A 19274-nucleotide genomic window follows, 5' to 3' on the forward strand; every position below is an offset into this window, starting at 1 on the left:
GAGGGAGAGAAATATGGATACGAAAGCCGATACAGCCGGCAAATGTCCGGTGGTGCACACCCACACGGCCCATGGCGGCAGATCAAACCGGGACTGGTGGCCGAACCAGTTGAACCTGAAGATTCTCCACCAGAACTCTGCGCTGTCGAATCCTCTGGGCCTGGCATTTAATTATGCCGAGGAATTCAAGAAGCTCGACCTTAACGCCGTCAAACAGGACCTCCATGCCCTGATGACGGATTCGCAGGATTGGTGGCCCGCCGACTTTGGTCATTACGGTCCGCTTTTCATCCGCATGGCCTGGCACAGTGCCGGCACTTACCGCACCGGCGACGGCCGCGGCGGCGCGGGAGCCGGTCAGCAGCGTTTCGCGCCGCTCAACAGTTGGCCCGATAACGTCAACCTCGACAAGGCGCGCCGGCTGCTTTGGCCGATCAAGCAGAAATACGGCAACAGCATCTCCTGGGCCGACCTGATGATCCTCACCGGCAACGTTGCCCTGGAATCGATGGGCTTCAAAACATTCGGATTTGCCGGCGGTCGTCCGGACGTCTGGGAGCCCGAGGAAGACGTCTACTGGGGCGCCGAGGACACATGGCTTGCCGACAAGCGCTACTCCGGTGAACGCGACCTCGAAACCCCGCTTGCCGCCGTGCAGATGGGCCTGATCTACGTTAATCCGGAAGGCCCGAACGGCAATCCCGATCCGCTTGCCGCTGCCAAGGACATCCGTGAGACTTTCGCGCGCATGGCCATGAACGACGAAGAGACGGTCGCCCTCATTGCAGGCGGACATACCTTCGGCAAGACCCACGGCGCCGGCGATGCCGCTCACGTCGGTGCAGAGCCGGAAGGTGCCGGCATCGAAGAACAGGGCTTCGGCTGGAAGAGCAGCTTCGAAACGGGCAAGGGCGGTCATACGATCAGCAGCGGCCTGGAAGTTACCTGGACCACGACACCGACGAAATGGAGCAACAACTTCTTCTGGAACCTGTTCGGCTATGAATGGGAACTGACGAAGAGTCCGGCTGGTGCACACCAGTGGACCCCGAAGCACGGTGCTGGTGCCGGTACCATCCCGGACGCGCACGATAAGTCCAAGCGTCATGCACCCGCCATGCTGACCACTGACCTCGCCTTGCGCTTCGACCCGGCCTACGAAAAGATCTCGCGCCGCTTCTTTGAAAATCCGGATCAGTTCGCGGATGCCTTTGCCCGCGCGTGGTTCAAGCTGACCCACCGGGACATGGGCCCTCGTGTGCGTTATCTCGGTCCGGAAGTTCCGGCCGAGGAGCTGATCTGGCAAGATCCCATTCCTGCCGTCGATCATCCCCTGATCGACGCGAAGGACATCGCCGGCCTCAAAGACAAGATCCTCGCATCGGGCCTTTCCATCTCGCAACTGGTTACGACCGCCTGGGCTTCGGCCGCAACCTTCCGCGGCTCCGACAAGCGCGGTGGAGCGAATGGCGCGCGCATTCGTCTTTCGCCGCAGAAGGATTGGGAGGTTAACCAGCCGGCCCAGCTCGCGACCGTCCTCGATACGCTCGAAGGCATTCAGAAGGCGTTTAACGACGGCCAGTCGGGTGGCAAGAAGGTATCGCTCGCGGACCTGATCGTCCTTGGTGGCGCAGCCGCCGTCGAAAAGGCCGCCAAGAATGCCGGTCATGACATCGAAGTTGCCTTCACGCCGGGCCGCACCGACGCGACGCAGGAGCAGACCGATGTAAGCTCCTTTGCCGTTCTGGAACCGATCGCCGACGGATTCCGCAACTATCAGAAGGGCGAATACTCCATTTCGCCCGAGGAGTTGCTGATCGACAAGGCGCAGCTTCTGACGCTGACCGCGCCGGAGATGACCGTCCTGGTCGGTGGCCTGCGCGTGTTGAACGCCAATGCTGGACAATCCCAGCACGGTGTTTTCACCAAGCGTCCTGAAACGCTCACCAACGATTTCTTCGTCAACCTGCTCGACATGAGCACGGTATGGAAGGCTTCGGCGGACTCGAAATATGTCTTCGAGGGACGCGACCGCGGAACGGACGATATCAAGTGGACCGGCACCCGCGTCGACCTCGTATTCGGTTCGAACTCCCAGCTTCGGGCACTTGCAGAGGTCTATGGCCAGAGCGACACGCAAGAGAAGTTCGTGCGCGACTTCGTGGCGGCCTGGACGAAGGTGATGGACGCGGATCGTTTCGATATCGCCTGATCCGGACAGAAAGCCACTCGGGCGCGGCTGAGCTCCAGCCGCGCCCGAGTGTCATGCGAGGCAAAACTCGCCTGAATATGCGCCGCGTCACTCCATCGGCTTGAATGCCGGCAATTATGACGCTATATAACGTCATAATAATTGGCATTTCGAATTGGAGGTGAGAGAAATGGGTCTCGCCCAATATGCGGATGACGGGTTGTTCGCACCACGGAAGATCGCGGAGGCCTTCCGCACGACCAGCGAGGAAATCGCTCGTACAGCCGGCCTCGGCAAGGATGCGATCCAGCGCAAGGACCGGATCCGCTCTGATAAGACGCAGCGGCGCTTGCGCGAAATGATCGAGGTCGTCAACAAGGTCGAACCGCGTTTCGGCTCGGCCCTGATGGCCTATGCCTGGTATCGCTCCGAGCCACTGCCCGGATTTTCTGGCCAGACGGCCATGCAGTTGGTGCGCGACGGACGTGGCGACGAAGTGCTCGACTATATCGACGCAGTCGACGCCGGCGTTCACGCATAATCCCGCTCGATGCGCTATGAAGGAAAGCTCTACCGGGCGCTGAACCCGATCTATGCGCGCCAACCGCTCTCGGGCCGCGGAGCTGAACTCTATGGCGGTCGGTTCAATCCGAAAGGGATGCCTGCGCTCTATACATCGCTGTCGGTCCTGACGGCGCTACGCGAAGCCAATCAGGTCGGCAATTTGCAACCGACGACACTCGTCTCATACGACGCCGCGTTAGAGAAGGTCTTCAATAGTCGCGACGAAGATGCCCTGCAGGCGGAATTGATGGATGCAGATGCAATTGCCGACCCAACGTGGCGCGACCAGATGAAGGCGACCGGCGAGGCGAGAACTCAGCGCTTTGCCCGGCGGCTAGCCGCCGCTGGCTATCAAGGTCTGCTCATCAGGAGCTTTGCCCCCGGTGCAACGGCGGACGACATGAACCTCGTCCTTTGGACTTGGGGCGCGAGTGCTTCGGCGCGGCTGACCCTGATCGATGATGAGAACCGGTTGGGTCGACCCGAATAACGGGTCACTGCCCACTGCAAGCCGGCGCATCCCCTGCCCTTCCCGCCAAATTTCTTCGTATTAGACAAATCCTGCGAGGAGGGTCGATAGCGCCCAGTTTCGCTTTGAATTCGTCGATAACTTCCCGCAAGCGGAGCGTCTGAAACACAACGTCTTAGCCCTTGAGCAGCAGTCCTTATGGAGCCTCTTTGGACTAATCACCGTAGGTTACTTTACCGCGCGTTAGCTTCATAATTTAATAAACGTCAAGCATAATTTATTGTCCTTGAAGTAAAAAATACGGAGGGACCGAAAGTGCGCCTCGTAGCAACTTTGTTTGTTATTACCGGCCTCGCCTGCGACACTGCCTACGCCTTTCAGGAGTGCAATGGAAACCCCCACGTTCGCGTGATGTGGCAGAAGCAAATCATTGAAGTCGACGGCACTTTCTTTCAAATGAAAAAGGAGAAACTCACCAAGAAGACGGCGCGACTCGTCGGACACGACATGGTCTTCGTCCACAACGGCGCCGGCAGCGACACTCTCATCAGGCACGGCGTTTCCACCTCCTATAGCTGCGCCGCTGTCGAAGGTAATCCTGGCCTCCAGAAAGCGAATGTGCAGGGGTATCAAGCGAACTCATTGATAGAGGACAATTCTGCACCGGCGGACGCAACCATCACAGGCAATCGATCTAGCGCCTCCTCCGCCAAAGGACACGGTGGCGGCAAACACAAGTAGATGGAAAAATACCCCTCCTCGGCCGGGGCGCGATAAGCTGGCACCGTTCTTCCGGCTGAGTGCGCGAAACTTTGTCCCCCTCAATGTCGGCTGCTATATTCAAACAGCTCGCATCTGCAGGGAGGCAGATATGTCCGGGAAAAAAGAGCAAATCCGTTCGAATACGGCCCCTGTCCGAGGGCGTCGCCTTCGCATGAAACAGGGGCGACAATCACGCGTCCTTCAACGAGCCAATCGCCAAGTCACCATGATGGCTGCAGCCGTTATCCTCGCGTTCTTTGTGGCGATCATAATCCAAGCTTTGCTGACTTAGCTCAGGTCAGGAGCACATGAGAGCCACGCTCTCCGGGGAGCCAATGGGAGTGGCCAAGCTTGGGGTCGCGTCGAAAACCCAGAGCCTCCCAAAACGCTGCCGCGTCGGCATTGTCCGTATTCACCGTAACAATAGTGCCCTTCGGGATTGTCCGGTTCAGGATCGCCGCTGCCAGTTGGCGTCCCAGGCCACAACGACGATAAGCCGGACGTATGAAGAAGCGCCGCATGCGCATGGCGGATGGCAAATCAGGATCGACCGTCATGCCTCCAACTCCCGCCAAGTCGCGGTCTACCCTGACGGCCAGTAGAACCTCGTGTGCCTGATTGAAGCGCTGCTCGCCGCTTTGCCATTCATCATGCAGTCGTTCAATAAATCGCCGGCCTTCGGAAGCGGCGTCACGGCGCAAGACCTCGAAATCAACCGGAAGACGTTCGACAATTTGATCAAATCGAGGTTCGTACAATAGCTTCATCCGCATAGTTCTTCGCTTCAGCCCAGGAAATCAGGCTCCCTGCCGTCGATCAAACAGAACCTTAATTCCGATCAGATGGCGGTATTCGTCCCGATCCCGAAGCTCTGCCAGTCTTTCGATGGCGGGCACACCGATGCGGCGAGAAAGATGAAGGATCAGCCCTCCCCCGAGGCAAAGGCCGACATGCGCTCCAAAGCTTGATGGCTTGCTGTGAACAAGTATCAGCCCGAGAGGCACCATCACAGGCGAAACGCGTGTGAATGTTTGATCGGCCCACAGGTCACTTGATCGAAAATCTGGGATGCTGAACCCGAAATGCCTGAGGATCGAGTAGGCATATCGTTGGCAGTTCGCCCCACCGTCCACACCCATCATCCCAGGAGCGCCCGGGTAGTGATCGGCATTGTGGGCGACATGCCAAAAACTCTCAGGGATCGCAATCGGAGAGCGGGATAAATCACCTTTGATGGCCATGAGCAAAGGTTAGCAGGTAAGGGCGACCGTCACTACGGAAATGTCGATTTTCGCGCTCGGTGGAGTTTACCCTATCGGCAAGTGCGCAGGGCTTTTCCTGCGAACTCGATGGATGATGACGCGACGGAATCCGATTTTTACTGCGCCATGTGCACGGCCGGCAAGCCATCTCATCTTAATCGACTTGCCGGCCGGCTGGATGAAGAGTTGTTAGCAGCCATCTTGCGGATACCACGGACGAACGCAGATGGAACTCAATACTAATTTGCTGCAACTCTTCGAGCGAGCGCCATAACGTAGTCATCTGCGATATCGGCCAAGGTCAAAGCGACCTCCGATTCCTTCCAACCTGCAGCGACTGCCGTCAGCACGAATTCGCGGAATGCTTCGGCAAGCACCTCTTCGCGCTCAATGACGCGATATGGATTATTCGCGGCATGTTGAGGGGCGCTGATCTGTATTGTTGTGGGTCGGTTAGGTTCCATGAGACGTCCCCCTGAAGGTTGACTAGTTGTAGATTTGTCCTGCATTTCTGTCTTAACTGCACTGCGATTATGCTTATTTTCTAAAAGATTAACCGGGACGTGTCGTTAGCCACGCATCCCGAAATTTGCCGCAGCGTCCATTTCTGCAATTGCTAATCCAATATTTCTGCCTTTGGACTCATGGGCATGCGCAACGGGTCTGCCGACAGACCCACTGCGTAGCAACGATCCGACTCAACATGGAGACTGCTGATGCTGCGAACCGAAAGCAGCCGAGCCAAGAAGCTTGCTGCAAATTCAGTCAATCGATTGACTTATTTCAAAATTGGTTCATTATGGGAATATGAGACAAAGGAAAGATACAAGATCCGAGGCTGCGCGCAGCGACATCACGCGTGAGAAACTGCTTGAAAATGCCCTCGATGTCTTCGGTCGATACGGCTTCGACGGTGCCTCGACGCGCAAGATCACCAACGCGGCTGGCGTGAACCTTCAGGCGATCCCCTATTATTTCGGGAGTAAGGAAGGGCTGTATATCGCCACTGCGGAATATCTCGCCGACATGATCAGTCAGCATGTCGGCGGCATGCGGCAACGAATTGCCGAGCAAATCGCAGCACTCGACAGAACGGGTATGCCGCTCGGCGAAGCGCAAGCGCGGCTCTTTCTGAATGAGATCGTCGAGACGATGGTCGTCCTGTTCGTCAGCAAGAAATCCGAAGCCTGGGCGCGTTTCATCATTCGCGAGCAGATGGAGCCGACTGCGGCATTCGAACGGGTCTATTCCGGCATCATGGGACCAATGATTGCCCTTGGGCGACGACTGATCGGGGCGGTCATCGCCGATGATCCCGCGTCGGAAAATGTGCGCCTACGTTGCCTATCTTTCGTTGGCAGTCTCATGGTTTTCAGAATGGCCAATGCGGCCGTGCTCGCTCAGATGGAATGGGATGCGATCGGTGAGAAGGAGATCGTCAGATTGCAGCAGCATGCGCGCAGGCTTGTCGCCGCCCTCGGGCCGGCGAAAGGAGAAATATCGTGAACAGGATCATTCCGATTGCCATCGTTGTCGTCATAGCCGCGGGCGCAGCCGCCTGGTGGTCGGACGCGCCGGCAAAACTCGGCTGGAAATGGCAGGAGCAAAAGGAGTTCGTACTCTATGGCAATGTCGACATTCGCCAGGTCTCGCTTGCATTTCGCGTCAATGGCAAGCTGAGTGAGGCTCTTGTCGATGAGGGCGACGTCGTAAAACGCGGCACGGTGCTCGCCCGGCTCGACGCGGAGCCCTATGACTATGCCGTCCGCTCGGCGGAGGCCAATGCTGCAGCATTGCGCGCCACGCTCGACAAGCTCAAGGCCGGGGCGCGGCCGACTGAAATCGCGCAGGCGCGTGCCTCTTATCAAGAACAGCTTGCCGATTTGGAAAACGCCAATCTGGCCTATGATCGCGCCAAGCAGTTGCGGCCCTCGGGAAACATATCCGAAGCCACCCTGGATCAAGCGACGGCAGCGCGGGCGATGGCGGCAGCACGGGTGGATTCGGCCAATCAGGCGCTGAAGTTACTGGAAGAGGGAAGCCGCGCCGAAGATATCGCCGCCGCGGATGCGCAGCTAAAAGCAGCAGAAGCTACGCTCGCGACGGCACGCACATCGCTCGGCGATACCGAGTTGCGTGCACCGAATGACGGTGTGATCCTCTCGCGTGTGCAGGAGCCAGGGGCGATCGTCGCGCCGACCGATCCAGTCTTCGTGCTATCGCTGACCGAGCCTGTCTGGGTCCGCGGCTATGTCGCCGAGCCGGATCTCGGCCGGATTCACCCCGGCATGAAAGTCAAAGTGACCTCCGACACGAAGCCGGACGAAGCTTATGATGGCACCATCGGATTCATTTCGCCTGTTGCCGAATTTACGCCGAAATCCGTAGAGACGCCCGAATTGCGCACGGATCTCGTCTATCGGCTGCGTGTCACCATCGACAAGCCCGGACCCGACCTGCGCCAGGGCATGCCGGTAACCCTTCACTTCCCGACATTGCAAACGGCGGAAAAATGAGCGAGGCGGTCGACAGCGGCGGTAGCGGCGACCTTGTCCGGCTCGATGAGGTCACAAAACGGTTTGACGCGGCAAAACCGGCGCTGGATGCCATTACCGGCGCGGTCCGCGGCGGCGAGATAACCGGCCTCGTCGGCCCGGATGGCGCCGGCAAGACGACGCTCATCCGCCTGATGACGGGGCTTATGCTGCCGGAAAGTGGCACAGTGCAGGTTCTTGGCTTCGACACGCGCAAGGATGCCGCTGCGATCCAGGCAGGGATCGGCTATATGCCGCAGCGCTTCGGCCTCTATGAGGACCTGTCAGTTCAGGAAAATCTCGATCTCTATGCCGATCTGCGCGGGCTTCCGAGGCAGGAAAGAACTGCAACTTTCGACGAGCTGCTTACCTTTACCGACCTCAAACGCTTTACCGGGCGCCTCGCCGGCAAGCTTTCCGGCGGCATGAAGCAGAAGCTCGGCCTTGCCTGCGCGCTTCTTAAGAAACCAAAGCTGCTGCTGCTTGACGAGCCCGGCGTCGGCGTCGATCCCATTTCGCGGCGCGATCTCTGGAAGATGGTCGAAAACCTGACGGAAGAAGGTGTCGGCGTCGTCTGGTCGACCGCCTATCTCGACGAAGCCGAGGCCTGCGATCGCGTGTTCCTGCTCAGCGAAGGCAAGTTGCTTTTTGCCGGCGAGCCGAAGGAACTGACCGCACGGGTCGCCGGCCGCGTTTTTCGCATCAGCGGCATTGCGGGCAGGCGTCGCCAGATGCTGACGAAACTCCTTGACGAAGACGGCGTGGTCGACGGCGTCATTCAAGGAGAGGCAATAAGGCTTGTTACGGTCAAGGACAGACAAAGCCGATTTTCGGCGGCCGGCGATGCCGAAATCGTGCCTGCAGAGCCGCGTTTCGAGGACGCATTCATCGACATGCTTGGCGGCGGACCGGGTGGACGCTCGCAACTGGCCGAGACGCAGCGCAGCTTTACCGTTGAAGGCGACAAACCGGTGATCGAGGCGCATGCCTTGACCAAGCGTTTCGGCGATTTCACCGCGGCCGACAACATCACCTTCGACATCCCGCGCGGTCAGATCTTCGGACTGCTCGGCCCGAACGGCGCCGGCAAATCCACAACGTTCAAGATGCTCTGTGGCCTGTTGAAGCCGACGAACGGCGAAGGCCGGATTGCGGGTTTCGACTTGCGCCGCGACACCGCGGAGGCACGCAATCGTCTCGGTTACATGGCGCAGAAATTCTCGCTCTACGGCGATCTCAGCGTTTCGCAGAACCTGCAATTCTTCGCCGGGGTCTATGGGCTGCGTGGCACGCACAAGCGCGAGCGGGTCGACCTCATGACATCGATCTTCGATTTTCGCTCGCGGCTATCCATGTCGGCCAAGGACCTGCCGCTTGGACTGAAGCAGAGGCTAGCGCTTGCCTGCGCGGTTATGCACGAACCCGAGGTGCTGTTCCTCGACGAGCCCACCTCCGGCGTCGATCCCATCACACGGCGGGAATTCTGGACCCATATCAACGCGCTCGTCGAAAAGGGTGTCACAGTCCTCGTTACGACGCACTTCATGGACGAGGCCGAATATTGCGATCGCATTTCGCTAATCTACCGCGGACGCTCCATCGCGCTAGGCTCGCCTGACGAATTGAAGGCCGGGGTTGCCAATTCAGAAAACCCCGATCCGACCATGGAAGATGCCTTCATCGCCCTCGTCCAGGCTTCAGAGGAGAAGATGGCGGCATGACGTCCCCTTCCCCAACAGCAACGGCTTCCTCACGGCGCGATCGCGTCCGCCGCTTCGCTGCGTTGGTGCGCAAGGAGAGCTTCCAGGTCATGCGCGATCCAAGCAGTATCCTGATCGCTTTCGTGCTTCCGATAATCCTGCTCTTCCTATTCGGCTATGGCGTTTCGCTTGATACCAAGTTGACGCGGGTCGGCGTGGTCACGGAGGAGACGACGCCGCTTACCGGCGATCTCGCCGCAAGCTTCCGGGCATCCCGATATTTTTCGGTGGTCAGCGGTCATGACCGCCGACAGTTCGAGGAAGACCTGGTCCTTTCACGCATCCGCGGCATCATCGTCGTACCAGCGGACTTCACGGCGACCTACATGGCGGGCAATCGCCCGCAAATTCAGGTCATCGTCGATGGCTCCGATCCCAACACCGCCAATTTCGTGCAGAACTATGCCCAGGGCGCCGTCGCCAACTGGCAGCTTCAACGGCAGGCGCAAACGGTTGGAGGCAACCCAGCCATCACCGTCGAACAACGCTTCTGGTTCAACCCCGAGCTTACCAGCCGTTCCTTTCTCGTGCCGGGTTCCATTGCGATCGTCATGACGCTGGTGGGGACATTGCTGACATCGCTGGTGGTCGCGCGCGAATGGGAACGCGGCACGATGGAAGCGATGATGGCGACACCGGTGACGGCTACTGAGCTGCTCGCCGGCAAGCTATTGCCCTATTTCGTGCTTGGCCTGACCTCGATGACGATCTGCGTCCTGCTCGCCGTCTTCCTCTTCGGCGTGCCGTTCCGCGGCTCCGTCCTGGCACTTTATTCCTTGTCGGCGGTTTTCCTGATGCCGGCGCTGGGCCAGGGCCTGTTGATCTCGGCTGCGACCAAGAACCAGTTTCTCGCCTCGCAGCTTGCGTTGATCTCCGCATTCCTGCCGGCCTTCCTGCTTTCCGGTTTTCTTTTCGAGATCAACTCAATGCCGACCGTCATCCAGTGGATCACCTTCATCGTGCCGGCCCGTTACCTCATTCCCAGCCTGCAGACGGTCTTTCTCGCCGGCGACATCTGGCCGATGTTCCTACGGGCGATCGCCGTTATGTTTGGCATCGGCTGCGTCTTCTTCCTGCTTGCTGCGCGCAGCACAAAAAAGAGGATCGCCTAAGATGTGGTGGTCAAGGCTGAAGGCCCTCATCGTCAAAGAGCTGCTGGCGGTCCTGCGCGATCCAAAGAGCCGCTTGATCTTGATCGGGCCGCCGATCGTACAGCTTCTGGTCTTTTCCTATGCGGCGACCCTGGAGGTACGCAACGTCGACATTGCGCTGCTGAACCACGACAGCGGCCACTGGGGCCAGGAACTTGTCCAGCGCATCGAAGGCTCACCGACTTTCCGCAGCATCTCATCGGTCCAAGACCTCGCCGAAATGCGCGATGCGGTCGACCGACAGCGCGTCACCGCCGCCCTCGTCGTCGGCCCGGATTTCTCGCGGAATATCGAGGCTGGCAGGCCAGCCGACCTGCAGATTATTCTCGACGGTCGACGTTCGAACGCCTCGCAGATCGTCGCCGGCTATCTCAACCAGATCGTTGCAAGCCTTTCCGCCGAAACGCCGGCGGGAACACGCGCGTCGGCGCGATCCGTAGCCGTCGTGCCGCGCAACTGGTTCAATCCCAACCTGATCTTTCAATGGTTCATGGTGCCGAACCTGATTGCCAGCATTGCAATGCTCATCGGCCTCATCGTCACTGCTCTTTCCATTGCACGCGAGCGCGAACTCGGTACGTTCGACCAGCTCATGGTGTCGCCCTTGCGCACCCATGAAATCCTGATCGGCAAGTTCATCCCGCCGATGATGATCGGCCTCTTTCACATGACGGTCTACATCCTTGCGGCGATCTTCATCTTCGGCGTGCCGTTGCGAGGCTCGCTGCTCCTGCTCTACGGCAGTTCCCTCTTCTATCTCGCTTCCGTCGCTGGTCTCGGCCTCTTCATTTCGGCGCTTTCGGCGACCCAGCAGCAAGCAATTCTCGGCGCTTTCCTCTTTCTCGTTCCCGCCATGCTGCTTTCAGGCTTCGCCACGCCGATCGAGAACATGCCCGACTGGCTGCAGCCGCTGACCGTGATCAATCCGCTGCGCTATTTCCTAGTCATCGTCAAAGGCGTCTTCCTCAAGAATATTCCGCCCAGCGAGGTCCTCAATCAGACATGGCCGCTCCTAGTGATCGCAGCGGTAACCCTCAGCGCCGCCTCGTGGCTGTTCCGCCGTAGGCTTGAGTAGCCAAAGACCCAATAGCTGTGAGACAGCTCCTGTAAAAATCCCGCTGACAGGTCGCTTGAAGCTATCCCGGTCACAGCTTGCCGGACCGGAATTCACACCAAAAAGCAACCTCATACCGTTTCGAAATAAGTGAAATTAAAACATCGGCATAAGGTGCCGATTGAGCTGTATACCTCTACTTTCTGGAAGTAAATTTCCAAGCAAATTCAGGTCAAATGCTCATCGCTTGGAGTTGTATTCGCGCCCCGCGAAATTCTATTGAACTGATTTACACAATATCAACTATGTTGCCGCATAAAAAATAACCCTAGATGGGAATCGTAGTGCGGGCGAATGATCCGGCGCCCAGAAAAACTTTCGGGATGAGGGATCGATAGCAGATCCTAACCGACGCAACCTTCCCTCGCTCCTGCCGGCCGCGGATGCTTAGCGCTGGCAGCAGCATTCCAAATCTGGGGTGGGGACCTGCATATGGTAAATTGGAAAACATTCGGCATTGTCGCGCGTCTAGCAGTGGGATTTGGCTTCCTGCTCATTCTGATGATCGGTTTGACGCTCTACTCGATCGGACAGGTCAAAACGATCGACCGCAATCTTGGCGTCATCAACGACATCAACAGCGTGAAACAGCGCTTTGCCATCAATTACCGAGGCAGTGTTCATGACCGAGCAATTGCAATCAGGGACGTGACCCTCGTGACTTCCGCGGAAGAACGGCAAGTCGCGGTCAAGCTTATCGAGACACTTGCCTCCACCTATGCAGACAATGAAAAGAAGATGGCGGATATGATTGCCTCACCGGCCGGTGCGACGGCTGAGGAGAAAGCCATCCTCGATGAAATTGCGGCGGTTCAGGCCAAGACCAATCCGCTCGTTGCCGAGATTATAGCCCGTCAGGAAAAAGGCGATGGCGAAGCGGCCCGCAAGATCCTTCTGGAACAGGCAAGGCCTCAGTTCGTTGCCTGGCTGAAGGCGATCAACAAATTCATCGATTATCAGGAAGCCCTGAACAAATCGACCGGCAACGAAGTTCGAAGCGCCGCCGGAGGGTTTAACTCACTCGCGCTCACGGCACTTGCGATTGCTATTTTGCTCGCAAGCGTGGCGGCAGCCTTTACCGCCCGCTCCATCGTCGGACCGCTGGCGAAGCTCCAGACCTCGCTTGTATCGATGGCACAAGGCAATATGGAAGGCGATCGCAAGCTCGAAAAACGCGGCGATGAGATCGGCATGCTGGCCCGCGCGGTCGCGGCCCTCCGGGACGCAATCTCGGCAAAAGCGGAACGCGACGCGGATGCGGATGCAAAGCGTGCTGGCGAAGAGCGCAAACGGCTGGAAAGGGAAGCGGCGGAACGCGAAGCTCTTGCCGAACAAACCAATACAGCGGTGAACCAGCTCGCGGACGCCCTTCAGGGATTGGCGAACGGCGACCTTACGCGCCAGATCGCCGGCCCGTTCATTCCCTCGCTCGACCAATTGCGGGTCGATTTCAACCAAGCAGTGGAGAAACTGCGGCTGGCGATGCAGAAGGTCGCCGAGAATGCGAGCGCCATTGCATCGGGCGCACAGGAAATTCGATCTGCCTCCGACGATCTCGCCAAGAGGACTGAACAGCAGGCGGCCTCTGTCGAAGAAACCGCCGCAGCGCTGGAAGAGATCACCATAACCGTGTCAGGCTCCAGCAACCGCGCGCAGGAAGCAGGTCACCTGGTTCGCAAGACAAAGGAGAGTGCCGAGCACTCAGGCCGTGTCGTGCGCAATGCCGTCGAAGCCATGGACAAGATCGAAGCTTCTGCGACCGAAATCGGCAATATCATCGGCGTCATCGACGAGATCGCCTTTCAGACCAATCTCCTCGCATTGAATGCAGGGGTTGAAGCCGCACGCGCCGGCGAGGCCGGAAAAGGCTTCGCCGTCGTCGCCCAGGAAGTGCGTGAGCTAGCGCAGCGGTCTGCGAAGGCCGCAAAAGAGATCAAGGATCTGATCAATACCTCCAACAACCATGTCAGAAGCGGCGTATCCTTGGTCGGCGAAACCGGCAAAGCCCTGGAAGAGATCGTCGCTCAAGTCCAACAGGTCGACGGCAACGTCGGGGCTATCGTTGAAGCTTCAAAGGAGCAGGCAACGGGCCTCAAGGAAATCAACACCTCGGTGAACACGATGGACCAAGGCACGCAGCAGAACGCCGCCATGGTCGAACAGGCCACAGCCGCGGCTCACAGCCTGGCATCCGAAGCCGAGGCTCTCTTCCAACTGCTATCGCAGTTCAGAATAGGCGCTCAAACGACGTTCGCTCCCAATAGACCAGCGAGTGTTTCGGTTGCCAGCGCGGTGTCTAAGCCATCGGCCTCGCCTGCGCGACGGCTGACTGCGAAGCTGGCCAGTGCATTTGGCGGAAGTGCGGCTGTAGCGGATGGGGGGTGAGGTCTGTGGCGGGATGCTCCGAAATCATCGCTTGTCGCTTGCGCGCACCGGCCATGTCGATATTGTTGGCCGAGATCAACACGCTGCCGTTCATCGGGTCGGCGGCGTGATCCGGGCTTGCTTGCGCCGAGATCTGCAGGCCACGGCTGACAAAATCGCCGTTGGTCGAGATGTCGACCGAATTGCCCGAGATTGTCGGCAGTACCGGCGTCGAGCTCGAAACCGAGGTCTCGTTCTTCGAATAGGTAAAGCCGGCCGTCAGTGAGACAGAGGCGAGATTGCCGGCGGCGATGCTGTCCTTGAGATTGGAGAGCGCTTGATAGGCCTTCATGCCGGCAAAGGCGACGTTGGCGGCCGTCATCCTCGCTGTGGATGATCGTGGAGATCGGCGGGCATGTGATCCTCGCCGGACGCGCTAGAAAGCTGTTGCGAACGCGGATCATGCCGAGAACGTGATTATGCGGAGTGATGGTCGCTGAAGTCGGGGTTTGCCGGCCTTTGCGGTAGATTCTACCCGCATAGTCTCGGAGCCTTCGGACTGCTGAGATGGATACCGTCCATCTTAAAATGCGAGCGTCTTTGGCCTATGCTGATCCGCATGATCATTTAGGCGAAAGCGACAACGTTGGCGGAAAAGTGTGGTTCTTGGGACAACATGGCGCGCATTCGACGGCGGTTAGCCGATCTGAACGATGAGCGGATGGCGCTCGAGCGTGAACTGGAAGCGTTTGAGCAACAGCTAATTTCCGATGGCCAGGCCGACGTGGAGAAGCCAGCCTTCGGCGATGCCCCTGTTAGCAACAACTCGCCGTCGATGGAGAAAGTCGAATTGTTCCGGCGTCTGTTTGCCGGGCGTCCCGATATGTTTCCGGTTCGATGGGAAAATAGAAAGGATGGACGCTCCGGCTATTCGCCGGCCTGTTCCAATGAATGGGCGAAAGGAATCTGCGGCAAGCCGAAGGTGAAATGCGGGGACTGCCCGCACCAGGCTTTCATCCCATATTCCGAGGATATCATCGAAAAGCACCTTCGTGGCGGTGATGCCCGTTCAAGCGACTTTGTTGCCGGCGTATATCCATTGCTGCAAGACGAAACATGCTGGTTCCTTGCTGCTGACTTCGACAAGGAAAGCTGGGCGGATGATACCAGAGCTTTGATGGCAACTTGTCGTGCAAAAGGAATTGCCGCAGCCCTCGAACGGTCGAGGTCGGGAAACGGAGGCCATGTCTGGATATTCTTCTCCGAACCCGTTCCCGCCAAGATCGCCCGACAACTTGGTGCCGCGCTGATAACAGAGACGATGGAGAACCGTCCCGAGATCGGCTTCACGTCTTACGACCGTTTCTTTCCCAACCAGGACACGATGCCACTTGGCGGCTTCGGCAATCTGATCGCGCTTCCCCTGCAAAGGAAAGCCCGTGAAAATGGCAACAGCGTTTTTGTCGATGGCGATTTGCGACCCTACGATGACCAGTGGGCGTACCTGTCGTCATTAAACAGGCTATCGGCAGACAAAGTCTTCAGGATCGCTGACGAAGCTGAACTGGCGGGGCGGGTCTTGGGCGTCCGGATGTCGGTCGATGACAAACATGCCGACGAGCCGTGGAAGATGTTGCCGTCCCGTCGTAGCGAGCCAGGGCGAATAGAAGCTATGATCCCCCAAAGCATCAAGGTCGTGGTCGCCGACCAGGTTTATTCGGTTTTGGCCAAAAATGACCGTTGGTCGGGACGTCGGTTACCTGGCAGCTTCACGATTTTCTAGACTCTGAGCGAGCAGTGCTACAGCCTCCGTCAGCGCGCTCGGTCCGATGCTAAAAGCCCGTTCAACGATGCGAGCTTCGCCACGGACGTCGCAGGTCAAGTTGAAGATCGCGGCCTGGCCCTTGCGTAGAGCCCGCATCACCTCGAAACCCTTGATCGTTGCGTAGGCTGTCTTCAACGTCTTGAACCCTCTGACCGGCTTGATCAGCTGTTTCAGCTTGCCGTGATCGGCCTCAACGACATTGTTCAGGTATTTGACCTGCCGGTGCATCAGTTCCTTTGGGCATTTGCCTTCGGCTTTCAGCTCTGAGATCGCGATACCGTAGGTCGGTGCCTTGTCGGTGTTGATGACGGTTGGCTTCTCCCAATCCTTCAGGCCATTCAGGGCCTTGCCGAGAAATCGCCTGGCTGCTTTGGCATTGCGCGTCGGTGACAGATAGAAATCGATCGTGTTGCCGAACTTGTCGACGGCCCGGTACAGATATGTCCACTTGCCGCGAACCTTCACATAGGTCTCATCGACCCGCCAGCTCGTCGATTGCGGGCGACGCCAATGCCAGCGCAGCCGCTTTTCAATCTCTGGCGCATATTGCTGAACCCAGCGATAGATCGTGGAATGGTCAACCGCAACACCCCGTTCGCCCATCATCTGTTCGAGATCGCGATAACTTACCCCATAACGACAATACCAGCGGACCGCCCACAAGATCACTTCGCCCTGAAAATGCCGCCACTTGAAATCGCTCATCAAAAATCTCACTGAAAATCAACAGCCCTCTTTTCAGCATGAACGGATTCTTTGCAACAGAGCCACCGAACCGCCCGTCAGAGAAGATCAAAGTTTTTAACGCTAACGCTTCTGATTTTCTCCTCCTCCATGAAAGTTTCCGGGGGAGCGTCGAAATACCTAAGATCATCGCCAATATTGGCAATAAAAACGGCAGTCCCATTTGAGAATATAATCGACAACCCTACAAATCGATCGCCAATCTCTGATATCAAAAAATTGATATCGTTTATAGTATTTCCAACAATTTTTGAAAATTCAGGGGCAGTAGATATATCTATTGCTTCAATAGTTCCATACTCACCTAATGTAAACTCATTTAATACTTCCTCATCAATCCGTATGGTTTCGCCATCAGAGCTGCAAGAAATTCGAATATGTTCTTGGTTTCGAAATGCAAATGATAGAGACAGAGGTGATACAAGATTTTGCAAACGACCACGACTATGGACTGCTGCCAACACCGCGTCGATCGTTTGATCTACGGCAGACAAAGCAATTGAGGAATACTGACTCAGCATCTATTTGATCCCGTTTGCTATTGCGTTCTTAACGGACGTGTTATTGACGCCATCTTTCAAGACGGTGACAAATTCGCCGTTCGGCTTTGTTACTACAACGTCATTGCCCTTAATGAAGAACTTTACAGCTCCGCGGCTGCCGTCTGGTCCTTGCCCCATAAATGTACCACTCACCTCGGCGTCCGGCGCATCCACGATTGATTGGATGATCGTTAGCACCATGCTTCTATCATCTGGGTTGGCCGGGTTACCGCCGAAATCTGAAACATGCTTGGCGAGCTTACGACCTATTTGATTGTCATCGATTGAAAAAGCAAACGGTACGTTCAATTCTGGAAGATCGGTGTCAGCACCGGGCGTCGAGAACAGGTCGATCAATGTATTCCCGCCCACTGCCATGGAATTTCCGCCGCTGTCGAGCGTTACGTAGCTTCCGGTCGGTTGGCCACTGGAGCCAAGGGCCTCATAAACCGGTTCATAGCCATTTTCAGTCGTGATCGTGCCTGCACTACGAAGCAGATTGCCGGAGGCGTCCATTGTAGTGCCGGCAGTTTTATCCAGCCAGTTAAGGCCTTGCGGCAGTCTGACCTGGCTGGGAGATGTTATTTCGGGATCTAGCCTTGGGCCATTTTCCAGCTCATTTTCCGCTTTCCTTTCCTCAGGGGTTTCCGGAAAGTCCCTCTCTTCTTCCATGCCCGTCAATTCGGTGATGGTCACCTGATCCTCCGAGGTGACGACGGTGACCTTGCCGGCATTACGCGTCGTGCCAAGGATGTCTTGCGCCATGTCTGAGGTGAGACCACCGGTGCCCGAGCAAGCAGTACCGCTGGCCTGCTTTGCACAGTTGGCGATCGCTTCGCGAACATTGGGATCCTTCAGATTCAGAAGGATCTTGTGCGCTGATGTGTTCTCCTCGGGAGATATTTTGCCATCGGCGAGCATCTTGTCGAACGCACTGCCAATCGCCTCGATGAGCGTCTGGCCGGCATTTACAGCAGCCTGCAGGCTCTGAACTGAGACATACGGCTCTAGATCGATATGCTTTTCTTTAGTGACCACGTTCTGCTGGGTGGGATCGGTGTTGATCTGAGCGGGAGTGCCCGTCTGCCCGCTCTGCTCGAGCGCGGCCTGCTGATCGGGATTGCGGATGGTGATGTTGCCGGCACCACCGCTGCCGCTGATCGTCGCCTTAACCGATTGCTCGACATCGTCGAGTTGGTATTTGCCCTCGGCGCTGGAGTTGTTTTGCGTTATGCCGTTGGCGTCCTTGCCGCCATAGAGGTCGATATCGGCATTGACTTGATAACCCTGGTATTTTTGCGAGCCGACAAAGTCAGACCAGGTCAAGGTGCCGGTGTCGAGGTTCACCTGGCCATCGGTGGAGATCATGCCTGCCGCCGTCAGGTTGGTGTTCTTGCCGACGGTGATGTTCTGGTCGCCGGTGGAATAAAGCCCGGCCGGCGTGTCGATCCAGTTGGTAGAGCCCTTGCCGGAGCCGAAAGCTGGCTGCACGCCGCCGAGGGTGAGGCCGCCAAGCGCCGTGCCGACATTGCTTGCCGTCAGCAGGTCCTGACCATCCGTCTTGCCAATCGTGCCTCCGGTGAAGGAGAAGCCAAGCGAGGACGAACTGTTCGACTGCGTGCCGGTATTCGGCGTCGAGATGATCGAAAGATTGCCGCCGACATCGCCGTCGATCGCGTCGGCCGAGAAGACGGTGTTGTTGAGTGTTGTGTCGCCCTTCGAGACGAATTTGATGTTGTTCGAGGCACTGACGGCCGAGATCACCTGCGTCGTCGAGGCGCTGGACGATTTCGATTGACCGGCCGACACACTGGCTGTCGGCGTGATGCCGGTCGCGCCGCCGATGCTGGCGCCGGCGGACTCGCTGCGTGAGAAGGCGTCGGTCGTCGCCTGCGCACCGGCCATATCGATATTGTTGGCCGAGATGAGCAGGCCCCGGCTGAGGAAATCACGATCGGCCGAGATGATCGACGCAAGTCACGTCTTCGCCAT

General features: G+C 57.6%; 18 protein-coding genes. 11 read left to right on the top strand and 7 right to left on the bottom strand.

From position 1 onward, the window contains the following. The first annotated feature begins 13 nt into the window (after positions 1 to 13). The 4 genes from katG to PH547_RS21065 all read left to right on the top strand — a co-directional run bounded on the left by katG (position 14) and on the right by PH547_RS21065 (position 3965). Positions 14 to 2212, top strand: a complete 2199-nt coding sequence (gene katG / locus PH547_RS21050; RefSeq protein ID WP_260304110.1) for a catalase/peroxidase HPI — start codon at positions 14 to 16, stop codon at positions 2210 to 2212. 169 nt (positions 2213 to 2381) lie between these two features. Further along, positions 2382 to 2732, top strand: a complete 351-nt coding sequence (locus tag PH547_RS21055; protein ID WP_285169354.1) for an MbcA/ParS/Xre antitoxin family protein — start codon at positions 2382 to 2384, stop codon at positions 2730 to 2732. Positions 2733 to 2741: 9 nt separating this feature from the next. Further along, on the top strand, positions 2742 to 3245 hold the full coding sequence (locus tag PH547_RS21060) for an RES family NAD+ phosphorylase (protein WP_285169355.1): 504 nt from the start codon (positions 2742 to 2744) through the stop codon (positions 3243 to 3245). Between the two features lie 294 nt (positions 3246 to 3539). Next, positions 3540 to 3965 carry a hypothetical protein gene (locus PH547_RS21065; RefSeq protein WP_285169356.1) on the top strand — a complete coding sequence of 142 codons (426 nt, stop codon included), beginning with the start codon at positions 3540 to 3542 and terminating at the stop codon, positions 3963 to 3965. 314 nt (positions 3966 to 4279) lie between these two features. Here the strand turns inward: PH547_RS21065 and PH547_RS21070 are convergent, their stop codons facing one another. The 3 genes from PH547_RS21070 to PH547_RS21080 all read right to left on the bottom strand — a co-directional run bounded on the left by PH547_RS21070 (position 4280) and on the right by PH547_RS21080 (position 5712). Beyond that, a complete protein-coding gene (locus tag PH547_RS21070) occupies positions 4280 to 4753 on the bottom strand; it encodes a GNAT family N-acetyltransferase (protein ID WP_285169357.1) in 474 nt (157 codons plus the stop codon). A gap of 30 nt (positions 4754 to 4783) precedes the next feature. Next, complete coding sequence (locus tag PH547_RS21075) at positions 4784 to 5227, bottom strand: hypothetical protein (RefSeq protein WP_285169358.1); 444 nt, start codon at positions 5225 to 5227, stop codon at positions 4784 to 4786. A gap of 260 nt (positions 5228 to 5487) precedes the next feature. After that, positions 5488 to 5712, bottom strand: a complete 225-nt coding sequence (locus PH547_RS21080; protein WP_104827142.1) for a hypothetical protein — start codon at positions 5710 to 5712, stop codon at positions 5488 to 5490. Positions 5713 to 6055: 343 nt separating this feature from the next. Here PH547_RS21080 and PH547_RS21085 point away from each other — a divergent pair, with 343 nt between their 5' ends. The 6 genes from PH547_RS21085 to PH547_RS21110 all read left to right on the top strand — a co-directional run bounded on the left by PH547_RS21085 (position 6056) and on the right by PH547_RS21110 (position 14192). Next, positions 6056 to 6754 carry a CerR family C-terminal domain-containing protein gene (locus PH547_RS21085; protein ID WP_285169359.1) on the top strand — a complete coding sequence of 233 codons (699 nt, stop codon included), beginning with the start codon at positions 6056 to 6058 and terminating at the stop codon, positions 6752 to 6754. Next, a complete protein-coding gene (hlyD, locus tag PH547_RS21090; RefSeq protein ID WP_285169360.1) occupies positions 6751 to 7764 on the top strand; it encodes a secretion protein HlyD in 1014 nt (337 codons plus the stop codon). Before PH547_RS21085 ends, hlyD begins: the two co-directional genes overlap by 4 nt. After that, a complete protein-coding gene (locus PH547_RS21095; protein ID WP_285169361.1) occupies positions 7761 to 9503 on the top strand; it encodes an ATP-binding cassette domain-containing protein in 1743 nt (580 codons plus the stop codon). Before hlyD ends, PH547_RS21095 begins: the two co-directional genes overlap by 4 nt. Beyond that, on the top strand, positions 9500 to 10654 hold the full coding sequence (locus PH547_RS21100) for an ABC transporter permease (protein ID WP_285169362.1): 1155 nt from the start codon (positions 9500 to 9502) through the stop codon (positions 10652 to 10654). The genes PH547_RS21095 and PH547_RS21100 overlap by 4 nt, the downstream gene beginning before the upstream one ends. Before the next feature lies 1 nt (position 10655). Then, positions 10656 to 11768 carry an ABC transporter permease gene (locus PH547_RS21105; protein WP_260304120.1) on the top strand — a complete coding sequence of 371 codons (1113 nt, stop codon included), beginning with the start codon at positions 10656 to 10658 and terminating at the stop codon, positions 11766 to 11768. A gap of 471 nt (positions 11769 to 12239) precedes the next feature. After that, positions 12240 to 14192, top strand: a complete 1953-nt coding sequence (locus PH547_RS21110) for a methyl-accepting chemotaxis protein (protein WP_285169363.1) — start codon at positions 12240 to 12242, stop codon at positions 14190 to 14192. Here PH547_RS21110 and PH547_RS21115 read toward each other — a convergent pair. Continuing rightward, positions 14104 to 14553, bottom strand: coding sequence for a hypothetical protein (locus PH547_RS21115; protein WP_285169364.1), 450 nt, complete (start codon positions 14551 to 14553; stop codon positions 14104 to 14106). The two genes, PH547_RS21110 and PH547_RS21115, sit on opposite strands and share 89 nt — an antisense overlap. A gap of 294 nt (positions 14554 to 14847) precedes the next feature. Between PH547_RS21115 and PH547_RS21120 the strand changes: the two genes are divergently transcribed. Beyond that, the gene (locus PH547_RS21120) at positions 14848 to 15954 is read left to right on the top strand and encodes a TOTE conflict system archaeo-eukaryotic primase domain-containing protein (protein WP_285169365.1); all 1107 of its coding nucleotides are present in this window, start codon (positions 14848 to 14850) and stop codon (positions 15952 to 15954) included. On the opposite strand, the gene PH547_RS21125 is transcribed toward PH547_RS21120, so the two are convergent. The 3 genes from PH547_RS21125 to PH547_RS21135 all read right to left on the bottom strand — a co-directional run bounded on the left by PH547_RS21125 (position 15928) and on the right by PH547_RS21135 (position 19250). Further along, complete coding sequence (locus PH547_RS21125; protein WP_285169366.1) at positions 15928 to 16701, bottom strand: IS6 family transposase; 774 nt, start codon at positions 16699 to 16701, stop codon at positions 15928 to 15930. The two genes, PH547_RS21120 and PH547_RS21125, sit on opposite strands and share 27 nt — an antisense overlap. A gap of 77 nt (positions 16702 to 16778) precedes the next feature. Then, positions 16779 to 17261, bottom strand: coding sequence for a hypothetical protein (locus PH547_RS21130; RefSeq protein WP_285169367.1), 483 nt, complete (start codon positions 17259 to 17261; stop codon positions 16779 to 16781). Beyond that, positions 17262 to 19250 carry a hemagglutinin repeat-containing protein gene (locus PH547_RS21135; protein WP_350223750.1) on the bottom strand — a complete coding sequence of 663 codons (1989 nt, stop codon included), beginning with the start codon at positions 19248 to 19250 and terminating at the stop codon, positions 17262 to 17264. Between the last annotated feature and the right edge of the window lie 24 nt (positions 19251 to 19274).

The organism is Rhizobium cerradonense (assembly GCF_030182455.1).
Taxonomy (GTDB): domain Bacteria; phylum Pseudomonadota; class Alphaproteobacteria; order Rhizobiales; family Rhizobiaceae; genus Rhizobium.